The sequence below is a fragment of the Hyphomicrobium sp. genome (genome assembly GCF_041659645.1).
In the GTDB taxonomy this organism is placed as follows: domain Bacteria; phylum Pseudomonadota; class Alphaproteobacteria; order Rhizobiales; family Hyphomicrobiaceae; genus Hyphomicrobium_B.
The window spans coordinates 653922-673288 of the sequence record NZ_JBAZXX010000004.1 but is presented as its reverse complement, the minus strand read 5'-3'; the positions used below and the strand labels follow the sequence as shown (position 1 = coordinate 673288).

Here is a 19367-nt window from a genome sequence, read left to right as displayed (position 1 = left end):
CAGCGAGCGTGACCGCGCTTTTAAGCGCGTGTTCAAGCGATCCTTCTCCGCAATCCCTGACCGGCGTTTCGCGGTCGGTCTTTTCCGAAAGCGAATACGGCGTCAGCAGCAGCCCGCGTGTTGCTTCCAATTACGTGCCGAAGGGCGGCGGCTCCTTCAAGCTCGGTTCGCCCTACAAGGTGGCGGGCAAATGGTACGTCCCACGTGATAATCCAAATTACGACGAATATGGCGTAGCATCCTGGTATGGCGCGGATTTTCACGGTCGTAAAACGGCCAATGGCGAGATCTTCGATGCCAATTCCCTGACGGCCGCGCACCCGACTTTGCCGCTGCCTTGCTATGCCTATGTCACCAACGTCGATAACGGGAAAACCATCCTGGTTCGCGTCAACGACCGCGGCCCCTACGTCAACGACCGTCTCATCGATATGTCGTATGCGGCGGCTAAGCAACTCGGCTATCTCGCAAAAGGGCGGGCGCGCGTACGCGTGCGGTTCGCCGGTTTGGCGCCTCTCAACGGCGACGACACTCGGGAGCGGCAATACCTGGCCTCGCTCCAGTGGCGACAGCAGTTTGCGGATCGGAGCGCTCCGGCTCCTCGGGACTATGCTTCGGCCGAGGCGCAGCCGGCGGCGACCTTCGCACCTGAGGCGTCGGACCGATGGGATCCCAATGCTTACCGGGCGTCGCTCGCGGGCAAATCCGTTCCCCCGCCCCCAGCGCCGGCGCAACGATCACGCACATTCCTGCAGACCGCGAGCATCGCTGAGCGGGATGTCGGGCAGGGCCGGATGTCGCTCACGGCGGCGCCTGAGCCCTTCGATACGCCGCAACGCTTCGCGCCTGCGCAAGTGTCATCCGACAACGGCGATGCCTATGATCCTGGCGCGGCATTTTCCTCCGGCACGGTGGATGGGGCGGCAGCCTCTGGCCGGGCCTATGTACAAGTCGGAATTTTCCGGGATCGCTCGAACGCAGAGCGGTTGCGGCGGGAACTGGGCGCGCTCGGTCCGGTCGAAGTGGCGCCGTTACAAGCCGGCAACGGAGCACAAGTCTACCGTGTTCGCGTCGGGCCGTTCTCACAAAACGAGGCATCCCGTGCGCAAGACCGCATTGCGACATATGGTGTTGGAAATACTGCAATCGTCAGCGATTGAGCCGGCCATTGCGTCATTGCCGTTAACCTAGCGTTGACCATGTTGCGATGGAGTTGGATACTTCGGCTTGCATCAGTCGGGTCGTCTATTCCTGGCGGCATCAAACGGACGCGATTCGAGCGATGTGGAAGACGTGGGGCATTTGGCTCAGCCTAGTCGTGATCGTCGGATTTTCCGGTGCGGTTCCTCGAAGCGCGGCTGCAGCCGAATCCGCTTTCACGACGAAGGCTCCCCGCGCCATCCTGATGGATGCGGCCACCGGAGCCATTCTGTTCCAGCATAATGCCGACGAGCTTGTGCCGCCCGCGAGCATGAGCAAGCTGATGACGCTCGCGGTGCTCTTCCGGGCGATCAAGGAAGGGCGCGTCCACAAGACCGATGAATTCACGATGAGCGTCAACGCCTGGCGAAACGGCGGGGCGCCCTCCGGCACGTCCGCGATGATGGTGCCGGTGAATACCAAGGCGTCGGTGGATGAGCTTATTCAGGGTGTCACGGTCCAGTCTGGCAACGACGCCGCGATGTGCATCGCGGAGGGAATGGCGGGCACCGAGGCCGCCTTCGCGCGCATGATGAACGAGGAGGCGCGGCGCATCGGTCTCGTGAAATCGACGTTTGCGAATGCGACTGGGCTCCCCAATCCGAACCATTTGATGACGGCGCGGGAACTTGCCATTCTCTCGCGCTATCTCATCAACGAATATCCGGAATTCTATCCCGCCTTCGGCCAGAAGGAATTTCTCTATCGCAAGCATCGTTTCATCAATCGCAATCCGCTCCTGTTCTTGAACATCGGCGCGGACGGTTTGAAAACGGGGCATACGGCGGCGGCGGGCTACGGCCTCGTCGGATCGGCGGTGCAGGACGGCAAGCGGTTGATCGTGGTGGTCAGCGGCGTCGAGAAGGCGGACCAGCGGAAGGACGAAGCTGCCAAGCTGCTCAACTGGGGCTTCCAATCGTTCAGCGAGGTCAAGTTGTTCGACGGAGGGGAGGTTGTCGGGCAAGCGCGCGTTTGGGGCGGGAAGATCTGGTATGTGCCCCTTGCGGCGAAGGATGACGTCATGTTTACGATGCCCAAATATCCGGCAAGCCAAAAGATTTCGGCGGAGATCGTCTACAAGGCCCCCCTCAAGCCACCCGTGAAAAAGGGCGATCAGGTCGCGACGCTGCGCATTTCGAGTTCCAGCAGCGCTTCGGCCGAGGTGCCGCTTTATGCTACGGAAGACGTGTCGAAAGGCGGGATCGTCCGTCAGGGCGTGGATTCGCTTGTGCTAATGGCCTTGCGCCGGTTGGCACTCTAGATTACGCCCGCCGGCAACAGAGGCGAGCCATGAAGCGCGGAAAATTCATCACATTCGAAGGCGGCGAGGCGACTGGAAAGTCGACCCAGACGAAACGTCTGGCGGAGCGGCTTCAACAAGCCGGTATTCCGGTTGTCGTGACACGCGAGCCAGGCGGTACCCCGGTCGGTGAAGACGTACGCGAACTCATCATGAAGGATCGCCCGACGGACCCCGTCACGGAGCTTTTGCTTTTCGCGGCGGCGCGGGCGGAGCACATGACGTCGATCATCCGTCCGGCGCTCGACGAGGGGACATGGGTTATCTCCGATCGCTTCATCGACTCGACGCGCGTGTACCAAGGCAAACTCTATGGCATCGAGCGGACCTTCATCGAGCAGCTTGAACGCTTCACCGTCGCGCCCGATTATCCGGATCTGACGTTGATCCTCGATGTGCCCGCGAACGAAGGTGTCGAGCGCGCGCAGTCGCGCGGCACGCTTTCGCGGTACGACGCGCAACGGATCGAGACGCACGAAGCCCTGCGTGAGGGTTTTCTTGAGATCGCGACTGCGGAGCCGCAACGCTGTGTGTTGATCGACGGCTATCTTCCGGTCGCGAGCGTCGAGACGGCGGTGTGGCAAGCGGTTTCGGCACACCTCCTCGCTGAGGCGGATTGATGGCGCGCGCGCCGCTTGCGGCCGACATCGAGGCGTTGCCGGAAGCGGATCGCCTCGACGATTTTCCGCATCCGCGCGACACGCGCGTGCTTTACGGCCAGGACGCCGCCCAATCGATTTTCGCAGAGGCGCTTGCGGGAGGGCGAACGCATCACGCTTGGCTGTTGACGGGGACGTCGGGGATCGGCAAGGCGACGCTTGCTTATCAGGTCGCGCGTGCGGCTCTGGCACAACCCGACGAGCGCGATATGTTCGGTCAAGGGCTCGCGGTTGAGCCCGGCTCTCGAACCGACCGGCAGGTACGCGCGCTCTCGCATCCGTCGCTGTTCGTAATCCGTCGGCCTTACGATCCGAAGACGAAGCGCTTTTCGCAGATCATTCCGGTCGACGAGGTGCGCAAGCTCAAGGGCTTTCTCGCATTGAGCGCGGGTGATGAAGGCCGTCGCGTCGTCATTGTCGACAGCGCCGACGATCTCAATCTCAATGCGGCCAACGCCCTGCTCAAGTCGCTCGAAGAGCCGCCAGGCCGGACGATTTTCCTGCTGATCACATCGGCGCCGGGGCGGTTGCTCGCGACGATCCGCTCGCGCTGCCGCGTCATTGCGATGGCCTCGCTCGCGGACAGTGATTTGAAGCGCGCCGCATCGCAGGCGTTGACGACCGCCGTTAAAGACATTCCCGAGGACCACGATTGGGACAAGCTCCTGCCGCTTGCGGGAGGCAGCGTGGGGCGGGCGCTGACATTGCTCGGTGGCGGCGGTCTTGCGCTCCAAGGCCGCATTGATCAGCTCCTCGGAGGCCTTCCGAAGCTCGACCTAAGGGCCGTTCATGGCTTGTCCGACGAATTGCAGCCATTGGCGCAGGATCGCAAATTCCAACTGTTCATGGACCTTTACCAAGCGAGTCTCGGGCGTCTGATCTCGGCGGCGGCGACGGGCCAGGGGGCGTCACGCGACGTCGAGCTCGGGCGGCGGCTTATCGGGCCTGAGCGCCTTGCCACTTTTGCCGAGCTATGGGAAACACTGGCCCGCGACAAGGCGGACACGGTTACGCTCAACCTTGACCGGAAATCGCTCATCCTCGGAAGTTTCGCGCGCCTCGAGGCCGCGAGCCGCGGCTGAGCAGGGCGCTCCTCCGCGCCCACATCAGGCACTTCAGAAAGAACCCGAGAGTGGCGGAAAAATATTACATCACGACGCCGATTTTCTACCCCAACGGCAAGCCGCACATCGGTCACGCGTATACCGTCATCGCGACCGACACGCTGGCCCGTTTCGCGCGCCTCGACGGCAAGGACGTGTTCTTTCTGTCGGGCACGGACGAGCACGGCCTCAAGATGCAGCAGACCGCGGAGAAGGAAGGCGTGACGCCGCTGGAACTCGCCGACCGCAACTCCGCGATCTTCCGCGCGATGATCGAGACGCTTGGCGGCTCGAACGACGAATTCTTCCGCACGACGGAGCCGCGCCATTACAAGGCTTGTCAGGCCATCTGGGAGCGCATGGCCGCCAACGGCGACATCTACCTCGGCCGCTACGGCGGCTGGTACTCCGTCCGCCAGGAAGCCTATTTCGACGAAAAAGAAACGACCGTCGGAGACGACGGCGTGCGTCGCGAGCCGCTCGGATCGCCGGTCGAGTGGACCGAAGAAGAGAGCTATTTTTTCCGCCTGTCCGCCTATCAGGACAAGCTGCTCGAACTTTACGAAAATGATCCGGAGTTCGTGGGGCCGGTCGAACGGCGCAACGAGGTCGCAAGCTTCGTCAGGTCGGGCCTCAAGGATCTATCGGTGTCGCGCTCGACCTTCAACTGGGGCGTTCCGGTTCCGGGAGACGAAAAGCACGTCATGTACGTGTGGGTCGACGCGCTGACGAACTACATCACGGCGGCGGGCTATCCCGATACGGCCGCCGAAAAGTGGCACTACTGGCCCGCCGACGTGCACATCATCGGCAAGGACATCGTGCGCTTTCACGCCGTCTACTGGCCGGCCTTTCTGATGTCGGCTGGCATCGCGCTGCCGAAGCGCGTCTTCGCGCACGGGTTTCTTTTCAACCGCGGCGAGAAGATGTCGAAGTCCGTCGGCAACGTCGTCGACCCGTTCGATCTGGTGAATGCCTATGGACGCGATGCCGTGCGCTACTTCTTTTTGCGCGAAGTGATGTTCGGGCAGGACGGGAGCTATTCGTCGGAAGTCATCATCAACCGCATCAACGCCGATCTCGCGAACAACCTCGGGAACTTGGCGCAGCGCTCGCTGTCGATGATCTTCAAGAACTGCGACGGCGTCATTCCCCAGCCGGGCGCCTTCAGCGAAGCGGATAACGCCATCGTCACAGCGACGGATGGGCTTTACGTCGCCGCGCGTGCGGAAATGGATAAACAGGCCGTCACCAGGTATCTCGACGCCGTGTGGACCGTCATCGCCGAAGCCAATCGCTATTTTGCGGCTGAAGAGCCGTGGGCGAAAAAGAAGACCGATCCGGCACGGATGGCGACGATCCTTTACGTGACGGCGGAATGCGTGCGGCAGTTCGCGCTTCTCATTCAACCCGTAATGCCCGAGAGCGCGGCGAAGTTACTCGATCTACTTGCCGTTTCGCCGGAGGACCGCACGTTTGCGAGCCTTGGGAGCCAGGGGCGTTTGAAGCCGGGAACGAAGATCCCTGAGCCGCAAGGCGTTTTCCCGCGTTACGTCGCCCCGGAGTGAGCGGACAACGCGCCGCACGGCGCGTTTGGGCCGCTGGAGGGTAAAAAGACCCGATGCTTGTCGATCACCATTGCCATCTCGATTTTCCCGAGTTCGCGCCAGAGCTCGATGCCGTCGTCGCGCGGGCGCGCGCGGCCGGTGTCCTGACGCTGGTCACGATCTCGACGCGCATCCGGAAATTCGACGAGGTTAAAGCGGTCGCCGAACGCTTCGACGACGTTTATTGCTCGGTCGGCACGCATCCGCACAACGCGCACGAAGAACTGGATATCCCGCTCGAACGCATCGTCGAAATCGCGCAGCATCCGAAGGTGGTCGCGATCGGGGAAGCCGGTCTCGATTACCACTATGAGAACTCGACGCCCAGCGCGCAGGCCGAAGGTTTTCGCCGGCACATAGCGGCAGCGCGTGAAACCGGTTTGCCGCTTGAGATCCATACGCGCGATGCCGACGAAGATACGATTGCCATTTTGGAAGAGGAACATTCCAAAGGTGCTTTTCCGGCCGTGCTGCATTGCTTCACGGGTGGACGCAAACTCGCGATGCGCGCGCTTGAGCTTGGTCTCTATGTGTCTTTCAGCGGCGTGATCACGTTCAAAAACTCGGAAGGCCTGCGGGAGATCGCGCGCGACGTGCCGCTCGATCGCGTGCTCGTCGAAACGGACGCGCCGTTCCTGGCACCCTTGCCGTTCCGGGGAAAGCGCAACGAGCCGTCGTATGTCGTGCGCACTGCCGCAACACTTGCCGCCACGAAAGGCATTTCACCTGACGAAATCGCCGCTGCGACGACGGAAAATTTCTTTAGGCTCTACAGCAAGGCGAAGCCGCCGAAATCCGTTTCGTCAACAGCTGGCGGGTCTGCCGCAGCATGAGCTATAGATGCACGATATTGGGCTGCGGCTCTTCCGGTGGCGTACCGCGCATCGGAATGAACTGGGGCGCTTGCGACCCTGAGAATCCGAAGAACCGGCGTCTCCGATGTTCCGCACTCATCGAGCGCACGGGCTCGGGCGGTAGAACATCGGTCCTGATAGATACGTCGCCGGATTTTCGCGAGCAGATTCTATCGACGCGTCTCACGGCGCTCGACGGCGTATTCTATACGCACGATCACGCGGACCACACGCACGGCATTGACGATTTGCGCATGGTGGCGTTCGCGATGAAGAAGCGCGTGGACGTCTATTTCAACAAGGCGACGGGTGACAGCCTGAAGTCGCGTTTCTCGTATTGCTTCGAGACACCACCCGGCTCGCCCTACATGCCGATGCTGAATGGCCGCGAAATTGACGGCGTTTCGCCGGTTGTGATCCCGGGTGGGGGTGGCGCGATCACCGCGCAGCCGATCGTGCAATGGCACGGGGCGATCCACTCACTCGGCTACCGCGTTTCAAATCTCGCTTATTCGCCTGACATCAACGACATTCCGGCCGAGTCTATTCCGCTGCTGGAAGGACTCGATGTTTGGATCGTCGATGCGTTACGGCATGCGGGGCACGAGAGCCATTTCAGCCTGAAGCAGGCGCTGGCTTGGACCGAACGCCTCAAACCGAAGCGCACGATCCTGACTCATATGACGAGCGAGCTCGACTATGCGACGCTGGCGCGGGATCTGCCGGCCGGCGTCGAACCGGCCTACGACGGAATGATGATTTCGTTCAGTTGAGGCGGGCGGCGGCGACAACGCCGCGAATTATTTCCACAGACCGAAGTCTTCCCATTTGCCTTCGGGGATTTCCGTGCCGAGCTTGTAGTCGAAGGATTTGGCGCGCATCTGATCGTCGCTGACGGCGCAGGTGAAATCGAGGAAGTACCAGTGATTTTTAGCGCGCACCGCGCCACCCTTCGCGGTCACCACGTTATCCTTGAAAGTCGCGGGTTTCTGAATAGTGGTCGTAACGCGATCGACGCCTTTGAGATGGCTGCCCTTACGGACCGCATCGAGGCCGCGCAAATTGCAGACTTGATGGGCTCGTTCTTCGGGTTCCAATTCCTGGAGGACGCGATCCATCGATGCATCTGCCAGCGCCGTTTGCGTGCTGCCCGCAAACATCAGCAACAGTAGAAGACTTCTGTTCGAGAGCATTCCCCTGACTTCCCCAATTTCAATTCCCAGAGACCTTGCGGACCCAAAGCGGCCCCCCGACCGCGACCGCCAAAGCGCGCGATGATGTGACCGTAATGAGGCAAGATTCGTCGGTGCAGCGCAGCGCTGTGAACCCCGCAGGGGTTTTCGCTGAACTCCGGACGCCGAGCGGTGAAGTTGTCGAAAATGTAAATTTGATGACATGGGCACACGGGCGGGCGCCGTCACTCGTGGAGGATCAATCTGCGACAGCTACGACAGCGGGTCGCGCCACTCACGAAAATTGATCGTCTCGCCGTTTCTCTTGCACTCGGGGGAGGCGAGTTCGAGAAAGAGCGGAACCAGATCCTCGGGCGCGGGAAGTGCCGCCGCGTCCTCGCCGGGAAACGCCTTAGCGCGCATCTGCGTGCGCGTTGCGCCTGGGTTGATGAGGTTGGCTCGAACCGGGGTATTTACAAGCTCGGCGGCCCAGGTTTTGACGAGGGCTTCGAGACCGGCCTTAGAGGCGGAATAGGCGCCCCAATACGCATACTTGCCGCTGGCGGCGCCCGAGGTCACGAATATGGCGCGTCCTGCGTCCGAGCGCTTTAAGAGCGGATCGAGCGTGCGGATCAAGCGCCAGTTGGCCGTGAGGTTGATGTCGATCGTCGCGAGGAAACCGTCGTCGGTCGTATGGCCCAGCGGCGAGAGTGGACCGAGAATGCCGGCGTTGGCGACGAGGATGTCGAGCCGCTCCCAGCGCTGGTAGATCGTCGGGCCGAGTTGATCGACGCGGTCGCCTTTTCTGAGATCGAGCTGCAGCAGGGTCGCCGCGCCGCCGGAAGCGCGAATTTCGTCATCGACAGCTTCGAGCGCACCGAGTGACCGAGCTGCCAGGATGACATGCGCTCCGGCCTTCGCCAGTCCGATCGCGACGGCACGGCCTATGCCGCGCGATGCGCCCGAGACGAGCGCGATGCGCCCCGATAGGGGAGTTGTTGTGGAAAGAGGCGTGCCCGTCATGTGTCACTCTTTAAGCAACGGACGGACAAGCCGCCATCATCCGACTTCGGCGAGAAGTGAAAGCTGCCGCGGAACAGGCTCGCCACCGTAATCGGTCAGATTGGTCGGGTAATCGCCAGTGAAGCAGTGATCGGTGAACTGCGGCGCGCGGTTATCCCGGCCGCCGAGACCGATGGCGCGGTAGATGCCGTCGACCGAAAGGAAGGCAAGGCTGTCAGCTTCCATGAAATCGCGCATCTCATCGAGCGTCATGTTGGCGGCGAGCAGGTCTTTCTTGCTCGGCGTGTCGATGCCGTAGAAATCAGGGTGCGTGATCGGCGGTGAGGATATCCGCATGTGGACTTCGGCGGCGCCGGCGTCACGGATAAGTTGGACGATCTTTTTCGAAGTGGTGCCGCGCACGACGCTGTCATCGATGAGGACGACGCGGTTGCCGCGAATGACGCCCGAGTTCGCCGAATGCTTCAGCTTGACGCCGAGCTGGCGGATGCGCTGCTCGGGTTCGATGAAGGTACGGCCGATGTAGTGATTGCGGATGATGCCAAGTTCGAACGGGATGCCGCTCTGCTGGCTGAAGCCGATTGCGGCGGGAACGCCGGAGTCAGGGATCGGAACGATGACGTCGGCGGCAGGCGCGGATTCGCGTGCCAGCTCGATGCCCATGCGCTTGCGGATGTCATAAACGGTCTGGCCGCCCGTGATCGAATCCGGCCGCGAGAAGTAAATATATTCGAAGATGCAGGGCCGGGCGGGGCGCATCGGGAACGGACGATGGCTTTCGAGCCCTTCGTCGGTGATGACTACGACTTCACCGTTTTCGACTTCACGCAGAAACTCGGCGCCGACCATGTCAAGGGCGCAGGTTTCAGACGCCAGGACATAAGACGTCCCCAGGCGGCCGATGACCAGCGGGCGGATGCCGACTGGGTCGCGGACGCCGATCATCATGTCGTTCGTCAAGCAAACGAGGGCGTAGGAGCCTTCGACCTGACGAATGGCGTCGACGAGACGCTCGACGATGCGGCGTTTCTTGGAGCGCGACAGGAGATGAAGGATAACTTCGGTATCGGACGTCGACTGGCAGATGGCGCCAGAGGAAATGAGTTCGCGACGCAGCGTCAAAGCATTCGTCAGATTGCCGTTGTGGGCGACGGCGAAGCCGCCGGTATCGATATCGGCGAACAGCGGCTGGACGTTGCGGATGAGGGGATCGCCGGTGGTGGAGTAGCGATCATGGCCGATCGCCATACGGCCTTTGAGGCGGGCGAGAACGTCGGGCTTGGAGAAGTTGTCGCCGACGAGGCCCATGCGGCGCTCGGAGTGGAAATTGCGCCCATCATAGGAGCAGATGCCGGAGGCTTCCTGACCGCGATGCTGAAGGGCGTGAAGGCCCAGCGCGGTGATCGCCGCCGCATCGGGATGATCGAAGATGCCGAAGACGCCGCATTCTTCGCGAAGGCGATCATCGCCATAGCGCGTGAAGGTCAGACCGTCGATCGTGGTCGTGCCGCCTTGCTGTGCCATGAGGCACCTCCCGCGATTGAGCCGCCCTGCTCTGCCCGATACGCCGGGTAACCAATTCCGATCGTGTCGACTCTCATGACGCGGCCTGCGTCACGCGAGCGTCATATAGTACCGCTCGCCGCCGATGACCAGCGCGACTGAACGACCCTTTTGCTCAAGACGCCCTTGTTGCCCAGGCGCTTCGTTAGGCGTAGCCGGCGGCGCGGTGGACGGCTGCGGAATGACCTGCAGCAGAACATTCCGGATCGACTCGCCCGTCGCCTTCACATACGGCCTAAAAAACGCATCCCGAACAAGGGGATGCTGCTTGTCCTGCTCGGGAGAGATGAAGGCTTCGTAAGCCATGTACGGGATGACGAAGAGAAGGAAGCCGCGCAAGACACCAAAAATAAACCCAAGCGCCCGATCGATCATGCCGACCTGACTGTCGAGAATTGCATCGGAGATGCGCGCGGTGATCAGGTGTACAATGATGAGAACGATGAGGGCGACGACCACTGCGACGGCGATTGTCGCGATTTGCGGCGGCAAACTCGTCTGCGCCGCGATGTCGGCTGTCATGTCCTTTTTGGTGGCGAAGATCCAGTAGCCGACGCCGGCTGCGGAAATCCAGGATACGATTGAAAGCAGCTCGCGTGCGAATCCCCGGTACATCGCAAGGAGACCGGAGATGAACGAGACGGCAATCAGTGCCAGGTCTAGATAAGTGAATGGACCGACCATGGCCGAATTCCCTCTTTGATTGCGTGCCCCCCGAGCCTGAGACTCGCCCGGAAAATCAGTCGCATGGTGCCGTAGCCTCTGCAAGTGACTTGAGGTGCGCGATGCGGGATAGCGACACCTTCATTCCCTGGACATCGACCTCGCCACTTTCGGGCAAGACCGCTTGTCCAAATCCGAGTTTGGACGCCTCTTTCAGGCGGGGCGTCATCATTGCGGCGGCTCTCACGGCGCCGGAGAGCGAGACCTCACCGAAATAGACGGCGTCACGCGGCAAGGCAATGCCGGATATCGATGACAAAAGCGCCGCGGCGGCGGCGAGGTCGGCCGCGGGTTCGGTGATCTTCAGGCCTCCTGCGACGTTCAGATAGACGTCATGGCTTGCGAACGAAACCCCGCAGCGGGCATCGAGCACGGCCAGCAGCATGGCGAGTCGGTTGCTGTCCCAGCCCACGACCGCGCGGCGCGGCGTGCCGAAGCCGGACGGCGCGACTAGCGCCTGGATTTCGACGAGGAGGGGGCGTGTCCCCTCGACACCCGCGAAAATCGCGGAGCCCGGGCTGCGGCTGTCGCGATCTCCAAGGAACAGCTCGGATGGGTTGGCGACCTCTTGCAGTCCGCCGCTCACCATCTCGAAGACGCCGATCTCGTCGCTCGGGCCGAAGCGATTCTTGACGGCGCGGAGAATGCGGTAAGGCATGCCGCGATCGCCTTCGAAATACAACACGGTGTCGACCATGTGCTCGATGACCTTCGGTCCGGCGATTTGGCCGTCTTTCGTGACGTGGCCGACGAGCAGCATTGCGGAGCCCGCCATCTTGCCGAAACGGATAAGCGATTGCGCTGCTGCCCGCACTTGGCTGACGGTCCCGGGCGCGGCATCGAGGGTATCGGCCCAGAGCGTCTGAATGGAATCGATGATGATCAGGTCCGGCGCCTTGCCGTCACTGAGAGTTGCCAGGATGCTCGACAGATTGGTTTCCGACGCGAGCCCGACCGGGGCGTCAGCGAGGCCGAGCCGGGTGGCGCGGAGGCGCACCTGCGCGACGGCTTCTTCGCCCGAAAAATAAAGCGCCCGGCCGCCGCTCCGTGCGACATACGCCGCGACCTGGAGCAGAAGCGTCGATTTTCCGATGCCGGGCTCGCCGCCGATGAGGATCGCGGAGCCCGGAACGAAACCGCCCCCGGTGACGCGATCGAGTTCGGAGATGCCGCTCGAAAATCGCGGTGCCTCCTGAGCCTCGCCCTTCAGCGTCTCAAGCTTGATGACGCGGCCCTTGCTCTGACGCGTGACGCCTGAGCCCGGCGGCGGACCTGCGTCCGTCTCTTCGACGAGCGTGTTCCATTCGCCGCACGAGGCGCACTTTCCAGCCCAGCGCGGTGTGGTCGCACCGCAAGCCTGGCAGACGAAGAGAGAGCGAGAGGGCTTTGCCATGGCCTTATGGATTGTCGTCGAGATAGAGGCGCGTGAAGCGGCGTCCGAGGCGCGTCAGGATTTCGTAGCCGATGGTTCCAGCGGCATATCCTGCGTCCTCGATCGTCAGTTCTTCCGCGACGAGTTTCGCGAATTCGCCGGGCATCGCAGCCCCACCCGGAAGGTCCGTCACGTCGACGGTGACGAGGTCCATCGAGATGCGTCCGACGATCGGCGCAAGATGGCCGCTGATCAGCACATGGCCACCAGGGCGGCCGTCAGGGGCGCTGGCGTTACGCGGGATGCCGTCGGCGTAACCGGCCGCGATCGTCGCGATGCGGCTCGGGCGTTTGGCGCGCCACGTCGCGGAATATCCGACCGTTTCGCCGGGCGCGACATCGGCGACGGCAAGGATGCGGGCTGAAACGGTTACGGCGGCTTGCACGGGCGCGGGCGCAATTTGGGACGCCTGTCCGCCGTAAATCGCGTAGCCCGGCCTCACGAGATCAAAATGGAATGCCGGACCGAGCATCAGCCCGTCGGACGCTGCGAGGCTTCTCGGGATGTTTGGGAACAGCGCCGTGAGTGTTTCAAACGCGACAAGCTGATCGCGGTTCTTCGGGTCGTGTGGGTTATCGGCGGATGCGAGGTGGCTCATAACCAAGGCGAGGTCGATACCGGTCATCATCGAGGTGTCGGCCGCAAGACGGCGCACGTCACGCACGGGAAGGCCGAGACGATGGAGGCCGGTATCGATGTGAATAGCGGCGGGAAGCCTTTCGCCACGGGCACGGCACAGAGCCGACCACGCGACGATGTCATCGAGGGTCGAGAGCACCGGCATCACCGCGAGGCGCGCGAATGCAGCGGCGACATTTCCAACGAGTCCGTCGAGAGCATAGATGTCGGCGCTGGGCGCGATTTTGCGGGCCGCCTCCGCTTCGTCCGGCGTCGCGATAAAGAAGGCCGTGCAGCCCGCACGCGAGAGAGCCGCGATGACGCGTTCGGCGCCGAGGCCATAGGCGTCGGCTTTGACGACGGCGGCACAGCGCGCCGGCGCGACCTTTGCTGCCAACGCCTTCCAGTTCGACGCCACGCGTCCGAGATCGACCGTAATCGTTCCCGTGGCGCTCGCGAGGCTTTCGGGCATTCGCGCATTCACCGTCATGTCACGTTCCCACCCGGAGCCCCGACAGCCCCGATCACCGTTCGGGCAGCATATAGTCTCGGGCCAAATTGCCAAAGCGCGTGTATTGACCCTCGAACGACAGCTCAACCGTGCCAACCGGGCCGTGGCGCTGCTTACCGATGATGACTTCGGCCTTGCCGGAGGCCTGGCTCATCTTCGCCATCCAATCGGCAAATTCGGGCGTTCCTTCGGCAGGCTTTGTCCGTTCGACGTAATATTCCTCGCGGTACACGAACATGACGACGTCGGCGTCCTGCTCGATCGAGCCCGATTCGCGCAGGTCGGAGAGCTGAGGGCGTTTGTCTTCGCGTTGTTCGACCTGACGCGAAAGCTGCGACAGGGCGATGATGGGAACCGCGAGCTCCTTCGCCAACGCCTTCAGGCCCGTCGTGATCTCGGTGATTTCTTGCACGCGGTTGCCTTCGCGCGCTTTGGAACCAGCAAGAAGCTGAAGATAGTCGACGACGAGAAGGTCGAGGCCGTTCTGCCGCTTCAGTTTACGCGCACGAGCCGAGAGCTGCGCGATGGTGATGCCGCCAGTCTGGTCGATATAGAGTGGGATGCGGCCCATCTCGGCGGCGACTTCCGAGAGCTTGCGGAATTCGTTCTCGTCGATCATGCCGCGGCGGATTTTTTCCGATGAGACCTCGGCCTGCTCGGCCAGAATACGTGTCGCGAGCTGCTCGGACGACATTTCAAGCGAGAAGAATCCGACGATGCCGCCGTCGGCAGTCAGCATGGTGCCGTCCGGCTGGCGCTCGCCACGATAGGCCTTGGCGACGTTGTAGGCGATGTTCGTCACAAGCGCCGTCTTGCCCATCGAGGGACGGCCCGCGAGGATGATCAAATCGGACCGTTGCAAGCCGCCGAGCTTGTTGTCGAGATCGGAAAGACCCGTTGAAGCGCCCGAGAGATGACCGGCGCGCTGAAAAGCGCTGTTCGCCATCTCAATGGCGGTGGTCAACGCCGATTTGAAGCTCTCGAAGCCCTTGCCGTACTTGTTCTGCTCGGCGAGCGAGTAGAGGCGGCCTTCGGATTCTTCGATCTGGGCGCGCGGCGCATGGTCGACGGCGCTATCGTAGGCCGTGTTGACCATATCTTCGCCGATGATGATCAACGAGCGACGCGTCGCGAGATCGTAGACAGTCCGTCCGTATTCGGCGGCATTGATGATCGTCGTGGCGTTTGCCGCGAGCCGGCCGAGATATTGAGGCACGGTCATGTTGGCGTCGATCGGCTCGACGTTCTCGAAGAACGTCTTCACCGTGATCGGCGTCGCGGTCTTGCCGGCATGAATGAGGGTTCCGAGCGTTTCGTAGATCCGCGCGTGCAACGGATCGAAGAAATGATCGGGCGATAAGAAGCCGGAAACGCGGTCGAGAGCCTCGTTGTTGACGAGGATCGCACCGAGGAGCGCCTGCTCGGCTTCGAGATTGTGAGGCGGCTGACGGAATGTCAGCGGCTCATTTGCCGAGACTGCCTTTTTGAGCTTCTCGGTTGCGAGGAATGCGGGGTCTGCCATGGCCCGGACGCTAACCGATTCCTGATCGCGTCCGGGAGATTACGTTGATACAACCTGCGAACCTTCCCCGCTATCAACATGCTCGTCCGGAAGTGCTTGGCCGTGGGAAATGCGCAACGGCCAAGCTTCGGGCAGTTGAGGCGGGCTTATTCCGATTCGTCTTCGTCAGCGGGGGCCGCGCCTTCGTCGAAGGCCGAGTCGGGATTGAACGTCTCGAGTTCGAGTGCCTCTTCCTTGACGACGGCGACATTCTCGCCGCGAGCCTGCTTGTCGGCTTCGTCCTGCGAACGGGCGATGTTGATCGAAACCGAGCAGATGACTTCCGGGTGAAGCTGGACTTTGGCGTGCGTCAAGCCGAGCGCCTTGATCGGCTTTTCAAGCACGATCTGGTTGCGGTCGACGGTGAAGCCGCCCTCGGTGATGACCGTGGCGATGTCGCGGGTCGAAACCGAACCGTAGAGCTGGCCGGTGTCGCCGGCAGCGCGAATGAGAACGAACGACTTGCCTTCGAGCTTGGCGGCGACGGCTTCGGCATCGGCCTTGTGGGCGAGGTTTTCGGTTTCAAGCTGAGCGCGGCGGCCTTCGAAGACCTTCTTGTTGTCGTCGGTTGCGCGGAGAGCCTTTTTCTGGGGCAGCAGGTAATTGCGGGCGTAGCCGTTCTTGACGTTGACGATGTCGCCCATCTGGCCGAGGCGGCCGATACGTTGAAGCAGAATAACTTGCATGTGTTGTGACTCCTAGTTTTGAAAGCGGGACTTGCGAATATTCGGTTTGACGTCAGTTCGGTGTTTCTGGGGGCTTTCCGGCCGATCGATAGTGGAAGACCGTTTCGGCCAGCCCGGCGAGAGCGAGCAGCAGGCCGATGTGGGGAACGAAAATCAGACCCACGTACAGCGAGGTCAGTATGAATGTTCGCCACGGCGATCCGCGCGTGAGCGAGTGAATGAGCGCCAGGCCGACGAGGGCAAATGCCAGAGTAAAGGGCGCCGCGACGCCCGCCGCGACCAGCCCCGCGAGACCGCCGACGAACGTTAGCGCGATCGCAATCAAAAGTGTGAACGTCGCTCCGGTCGGCATCGCGAACGTCGCGAAATCAGGCCACGGACGCTGAAGCCGTCCGGATGCACGCGTGATACGGGCCGCGAGCCAGAGATTGAGCAGGATCGTTCCCATCGCGAGGATGCCCAGCGCCCAGGGAAGGGAAAAGAGTGTCGAGCGCGTGATATCGTCTATTTCGGCTGGGCCGATTTCGGGCGCTCCGGGAATTTGCGAAAGCTCTGTCTTGACGAACGACTCGACGACGGTCCGGAGCAACTTGGTCAGCGTATCGATATCGCCGCCCATCAGGATCAGGGCGAGGATTGCGAAGGCCGCCGCAAAAATGGCGGCGGCAACGGTAACCCGGCCGATCGGATACCATTCGCGCTCGCCGTCGGATTCGCGACTGAGAAGCGTGAGCCGAGTACAGACAACGGCAGGGAGCGCGGTGCTGACGGCATAAACGCCGGCCGCGAGAGGATTGGCGATCAGCAGGACGCCGGCCGTCGCGGTGATGGCGGCGATGGCGGCCGCGATCGGACCAAGGCCAAGTCCGGTCAGATAGAGCGACAGCGGAGTCAGCAGAAAAAGAACGATGCGGAGCAGGAACGCTCCCGCCGTCGCTGACGCGAAGACGACTGCCGAAATCAAGCCCGCGGCAAGGGCAAGTATGAAGACTTTTGTCGGCATGTCGCTTTGCTGTCCCGCGATCTTGAGCGGTTAGGGTCAAATCCGGCATCGCCGTCCTGACCCAACGAGTTGAAAGGCAAGCCGGGCGGATCGTCGTCCGCCCAGCTCGATGTCTTACTTGATTACGTAAGGCAGCAGCCCGAGGAAGCGGGCGCGCTTGATGGCGCGGGCCAGCTCACGCTGCTTCTTCGCCGAGACAGCCGTAATGCGGCTTGGCACGATCTTGCCGCGCTCGGAGATGTAACGGCCAAGCGTCCGGACGTCTTTGTAATCGATCTTCGGAGCGCCGGCGCCCGAGAAGGGGCACGTCTTGCGGCGACGCTGGAAGGGGCGGCGGGCGGCGCCGCCGGAGGAAGCGATCTCTGCCATGGGTTAGCCCTCCGAGCCAGGATTTGATGAACCGGGATTGGAATCGCGCGGCGGACGCGGCGCACGAGGCGCTTCGCCTTCACGCGGCGGGCGCGGACCGCGATCACCGTCGCGGGGGGGACGAGAATCGCCCTCACGCGGAGGACGCGAACGGAACGTCGAGCCGCCTTCACGGCCGCCGAAGCCACCACGGTCGCCACGCGGCGGACCACCACGGCCAGGGCCGCCGAAGCCACGATCACCACGATCGCCGCGCTCGTCGCGATCCTGCTTGCGCATCTGGATGCTCGGCTCGGTTTCGAGTTCTTCGACGCGGACGGTTATGAAACGGATGACGTCGGTATTGATGCCCATGCGGCGTTCCATCTCGGTGACGGCGGCCGGGGGAGCGTCGACGTTGAAGAACGCATAGTGTGCCTTGCGGTTCTTCTTGATCTTGAAGGCGAGGTTCTTGAGACCCCAGTATTCCTGCTTGGTGATCTTGCCCTGGCCTTCTTCGATGACGCCCTGGAATTCCTTCATCAGAGCTTCAACTTGGGCCTGGGTAACGTCCTGGCGCGCCAGGAACGTATGCTCGTAAAGTGGCATACGGGTTGGCCTTTCGGTTTGAGTTCGTCTTTCGACGTGTGTTGCTTTCCGTCGGCGCAAAGCCCCAAAAGGCCCGAGAAAGGCCGATCTGGCACCAAATAGGAGAAGACACTGGGGGGCGGCGCCGGAAAGCACCTCCCGGAAATGCAAAGCCTTAACGGCAAATGCAACCCGAGCCCCCGTTCAGCCTCCTACCGAACGGAAAGGCGGGCTTATACAGGAATTTCGGCCGAGGGCAAGCCGGGCAGGTCCCCGCACCTTGCAGAATTTCCCGTCGACAACCGCACGGGTGCCACTCCGCGAACACGGGAATCATGCCCTAAGGGAGGTGGCCGGGCTAGGATCCGGCGCGTTGAGGGAGACCAACCAACATGAAGTTTGCTGCCTATACCGAGGAAACGATCTGGGCGGTCGAAGATGATGAAGAGACTGCCCGCAGCGAAGGCGAGGCGTCGATGGAGGAGAACGGCGCAGCCGACGTCGCAGCTTTGAAAATCGCGCCGATCGACGACGACCTCGTCGAAGCGCTCGCGGCCGCTGAAGAGTCAGGCACTGATGTGCTTTTCGACCTGATCGATGGCGAGCTTTGCGAAGTCGAGACGGTCGAAGGTTAATCGGCACGTAAAGTCTATCCGTGGCGAACCACATCCGCAGTTGCCCAACGGCTGACGGTGCGTTGCGGCATGATTTCGTCGGCATTTGAGCGTCGCGGTTTCGCGGCGCTTTTTTTCGTTCATTTGCTGGCGAGCCGCCGCGATAAGCGAGCTTGCTCTCTGCGTCCTGCCAGCCCACATATCAGGCCAAATCATTCGTTATTCAGCGTTTTGAGGTCTTCGATATGGGCGCATCTTCCGAAGCGATTGCAGCAGGGCCGGGCCCGATCGATCCCGGAGTCCGCATCGGTCACGTCCACCTGAAAGTCGCCGATCTTCAGCGGGCACTCGATTTTTATTGTAGGGTGCTCGGCTTTGATCTGATCCAACGGATGGGCAATCAAGCAGCCTTCATATCGGCCGGTGGCTATCACCATCATATCGGGCTCAACACCTGGGAAAGCGGGGGAGGGAGCCGGCCGCCTTCGGGCACGACGGGACTTTACCATGTCGCTATTCTCTATCCGACGCGCGCGGCCCTGGCCGACGCGCTGCGCAGGTTGACTGCCGCCGGCATCAAGCTGACCGGCGCCAGCGACCATGGCGTCAGCGAAGCGGTCTATCTCGACGATCCCGATGGCAACGGCGTTGAACTCTACTGGGACCGTTCGGAAGGGGAGTGGCCGCGCGACGCCGCCGGCAATCTCTCGATGTTCACCAAGGCGCTGGATCTCCGGGATCTTTTGCGCGAACCGGCGTCCGCCAGATAGCTTCCTTCGTGGATGCTGCCCGTTCTGAGGCA

The 19367-nt window shown here is 62.0% G+C and carries 20 protein-coding genes; 9 read left to right on the top strand and 11 right to left on the bottom strand.

What is annotated here, in order from left to right; all coding sequences use genetic code 11:
• Positions 1-8: 8 nt before the first annotated feature.
• From WC811_RS17670 to WC811_RS17640, 7 genes are all read left to right on the top strand, one after another.
• A complete protein-coding gene (locus WC811_RS17670) occupies positions 9-1160 on the top strand; it encodes a septal ring lytic transglycosylase RlpA family protein (protein ID WP_372646664.1) in 1152 nt (383 codons plus the stop codon).
• Positions 1161-1282: 122 nt separating this feature from the next.
• On the top strand, positions 1283-2461 hold the full coding sequence (locus WC811_RS17665; RefSeq protein ID WP_372646663.1) for a D-alanyl-D-alanine carboxypeptidase family protein: 1179 nt from the start codon (positions 1283-1285) through the stop codon (positions 2459-2461).
• A 29-nt stretch (positions 2462-2490) separates the two neighbouring features.
• A complete protein-coding gene (tmk, locus tag WC811_RS17660) occupies positions 2491-3120 on the top strand; it encodes a dTMP kinase (protein WP_372646661.1) in 630 nt (209 codons plus the stop codon).
• Complete coding sequence (locus WC811_RS17655) at positions 3120-4241, top strand: DNA polymerase III subunit delta' (protein WP_372646660.1); 1122 nt, start codon at positions 3120-3122, stop codon at positions 4239-4241. The genes tmk and WC811_RS17655 overlap by 1 nt, the downstream gene beginning before the upstream one ends.
• Before the next feature lie 50 nt (positions 4242-4291).
• Complete coding sequence (gene metG / locus WC811_RS17650) at positions 4292-5830, top strand: methionine--tRNA ligase (RefSeq protein ID WP_372646658.1); 1539 nt, start codon at positions 4292-4294, stop codon at positions 5828-5830.
• Between the two features lie 53 nt (positions 5831-5883).
• Complete coding sequence (locus WC811_RS17645; RefSeq protein WP_372646657.1) at positions 5884-6702, top strand: TatD family hydrolase; 819 nt, start codon at positions 5884-5886, stop codon at positions 6700-6702.
• Positions 6699-7496: an MBL fold metallo-hydrolase gene (locus WC811_RS17640; protein ID WP_372646656.1), complete on the top strand. Its 798-nt coding sequence runs from the start codon at positions 6699-6701 to the stop codon at positions 7494-7496. The genes WC811_RS17645 and WC811_RS17640 overlap by 4 nt, the downstream gene beginning before the upstream one ends.
• Before the next feature lie 27 nt (positions 7497-7523).
• Here the strand turns inward: WC811_RS17640 and WC811_RS17635 are convergent, their stop codons facing one another.
• From WC811_RS17635 to rpsF, 11 genes are all read right to left on the bottom strand, one after another.
• A complete protein-coding gene (locus WC811_RS17635; protein ID WP_372646654.1) occupies positions 7524-7916 on the bottom strand; it encodes a DUF930 domain-containing protein in 393 nt (130 codons plus the stop codon).
• Positions 7917-8168: 252 nt separating this feature from the next.
• Positions 8169-8918 (bottom strand): SDR family NAD(P)-dependent oxidoreductase, encoded by a 750-nt coding sequence (locus tag WC811_RS17630; RefSeq protein WP_372646653.1) that lies wholly within the window; start codon positions 8916-8918, stop codon positions 8169-8171.
• A 36-nt stretch (positions 8919-8954) separates the two neighbouring features.
• Positions 8955-10442, bottom strand: a complete 1488-nt coding sequence (gene purF, locus WC811_RS17625) for an amidophosphoribosyltransferase (RefSeq protein ID WP_372646652.1) — start codon at positions 10440-10442, stop codon at positions 8955-8957.
• 90 nt (positions 10443-10532) lie between these two features.
• Positions 10533-11165 carry a CvpA family protein gene (locus WC811_RS17620; RefSeq protein ID WP_372646650.1) on the bottom strand — a complete coding sequence of 211 codons (633 nt, stop codon included), beginning with the start codon at positions 11163-11165 and terminating at the stop codon, positions 10533-10535.
• A gap of 55 nt (positions 11166-11220) precedes the next feature.
• A complete protein-coding gene (radA, locus tag WC811_RS17615) occupies positions 11221-12597 on the bottom strand; it encodes a DNA repair protein RadA (protein ID WP_372646649.1) in 1377 nt (458 codons plus the stop codon).
• A gap of 4 nt (positions 12598-12601) precedes the next feature.
• Complete coding sequence (gene alr, locus WC811_RS17610; protein ID WP_372646648.1) at positions 12602-13744, bottom strand: alanine racemase; 1143 nt, start codon at positions 13742-13744, stop codon at positions 12602-12604.
• A gap of 34 nt (positions 13745-13778) precedes the next feature.
• Positions 13779-15287, bottom strand: a complete 1509-nt coding sequence (locus tag WC811_RS17605; RefSeq protein WP_372646647.1) for a replicative DNA helicase — start codon at positions 15285-15287, stop codon at positions 13779-13781.
• Between the two features lie 146 nt (positions 15288-15433).
• Positions 15434-16012, bottom strand: coding sequence for a 50S ribosomal protein L9 (gene rplI / locus WC811_RS17600; protein ID WP_372646646.1), 579 nt, complete (start codon positions 16010-16012; stop codon positions 15434-15436).
• A 52-nt stretch (positions 16013-16064) separates the two neighbouring features.
• Complete coding sequence (locus WC811_RS17595; protein ID WP_372646644.1) at positions 16065-17015, bottom strand: DUF2232 domain-containing protein; 951 nt, start codon at positions 17013-17015, stop codon at positions 16065-16067.
• Positions 17016-17129: 114 nt separating this feature from the next.
• A complete protein-coding gene (rpsR, locus tag WC811_RS17590; protein WP_372646643.1) occupies positions 17130-17384 on the bottom strand; it encodes a 30S ribosomal protein S18 in 255 nt (84 codons plus the stop codon).
• A gap of 3 nt (positions 17385-17387) precedes the next feature.
• Positions 17388-17972, bottom strand: a complete 585-nt coding sequence (gene rpsF / locus WC811_RS17585) for a 30S ribosomal protein S6 (protein WP_372646641.1) — start codon at positions 17970-17972, stop codon at positions 17388-17390.
• Positions 17973-18343: 371 nt separating this feature from the next.
• Here rpsF and WC811_RS17580 point away from each other — a divergent pair, with 371 nt between their 5' ends.
• Together WC811_RS17580 and WC811_RS17575 are read left to right on the top strand one after the other, a co-directional pair.
• Positions 18344-18586, top strand: coding sequence for a hypothetical protein (locus WC811_RS17580; protein WP_372646640.1), 243 nt, complete (start codon positions 18344-18346; stop codon positions 18584-18586).
• Positions 18587-18810: 224 nt separating this feature from the next.
• Complete coding sequence (locus WC811_RS17575; protein ID WP_372646639.1) at positions 18811-19335, top strand: VOC family protein; 525 nt, start codon at positions 18811-18813, stop codon at positions 19333-19335.
• Positions 19336-19367: the final 32 nt, after the last annotated feature.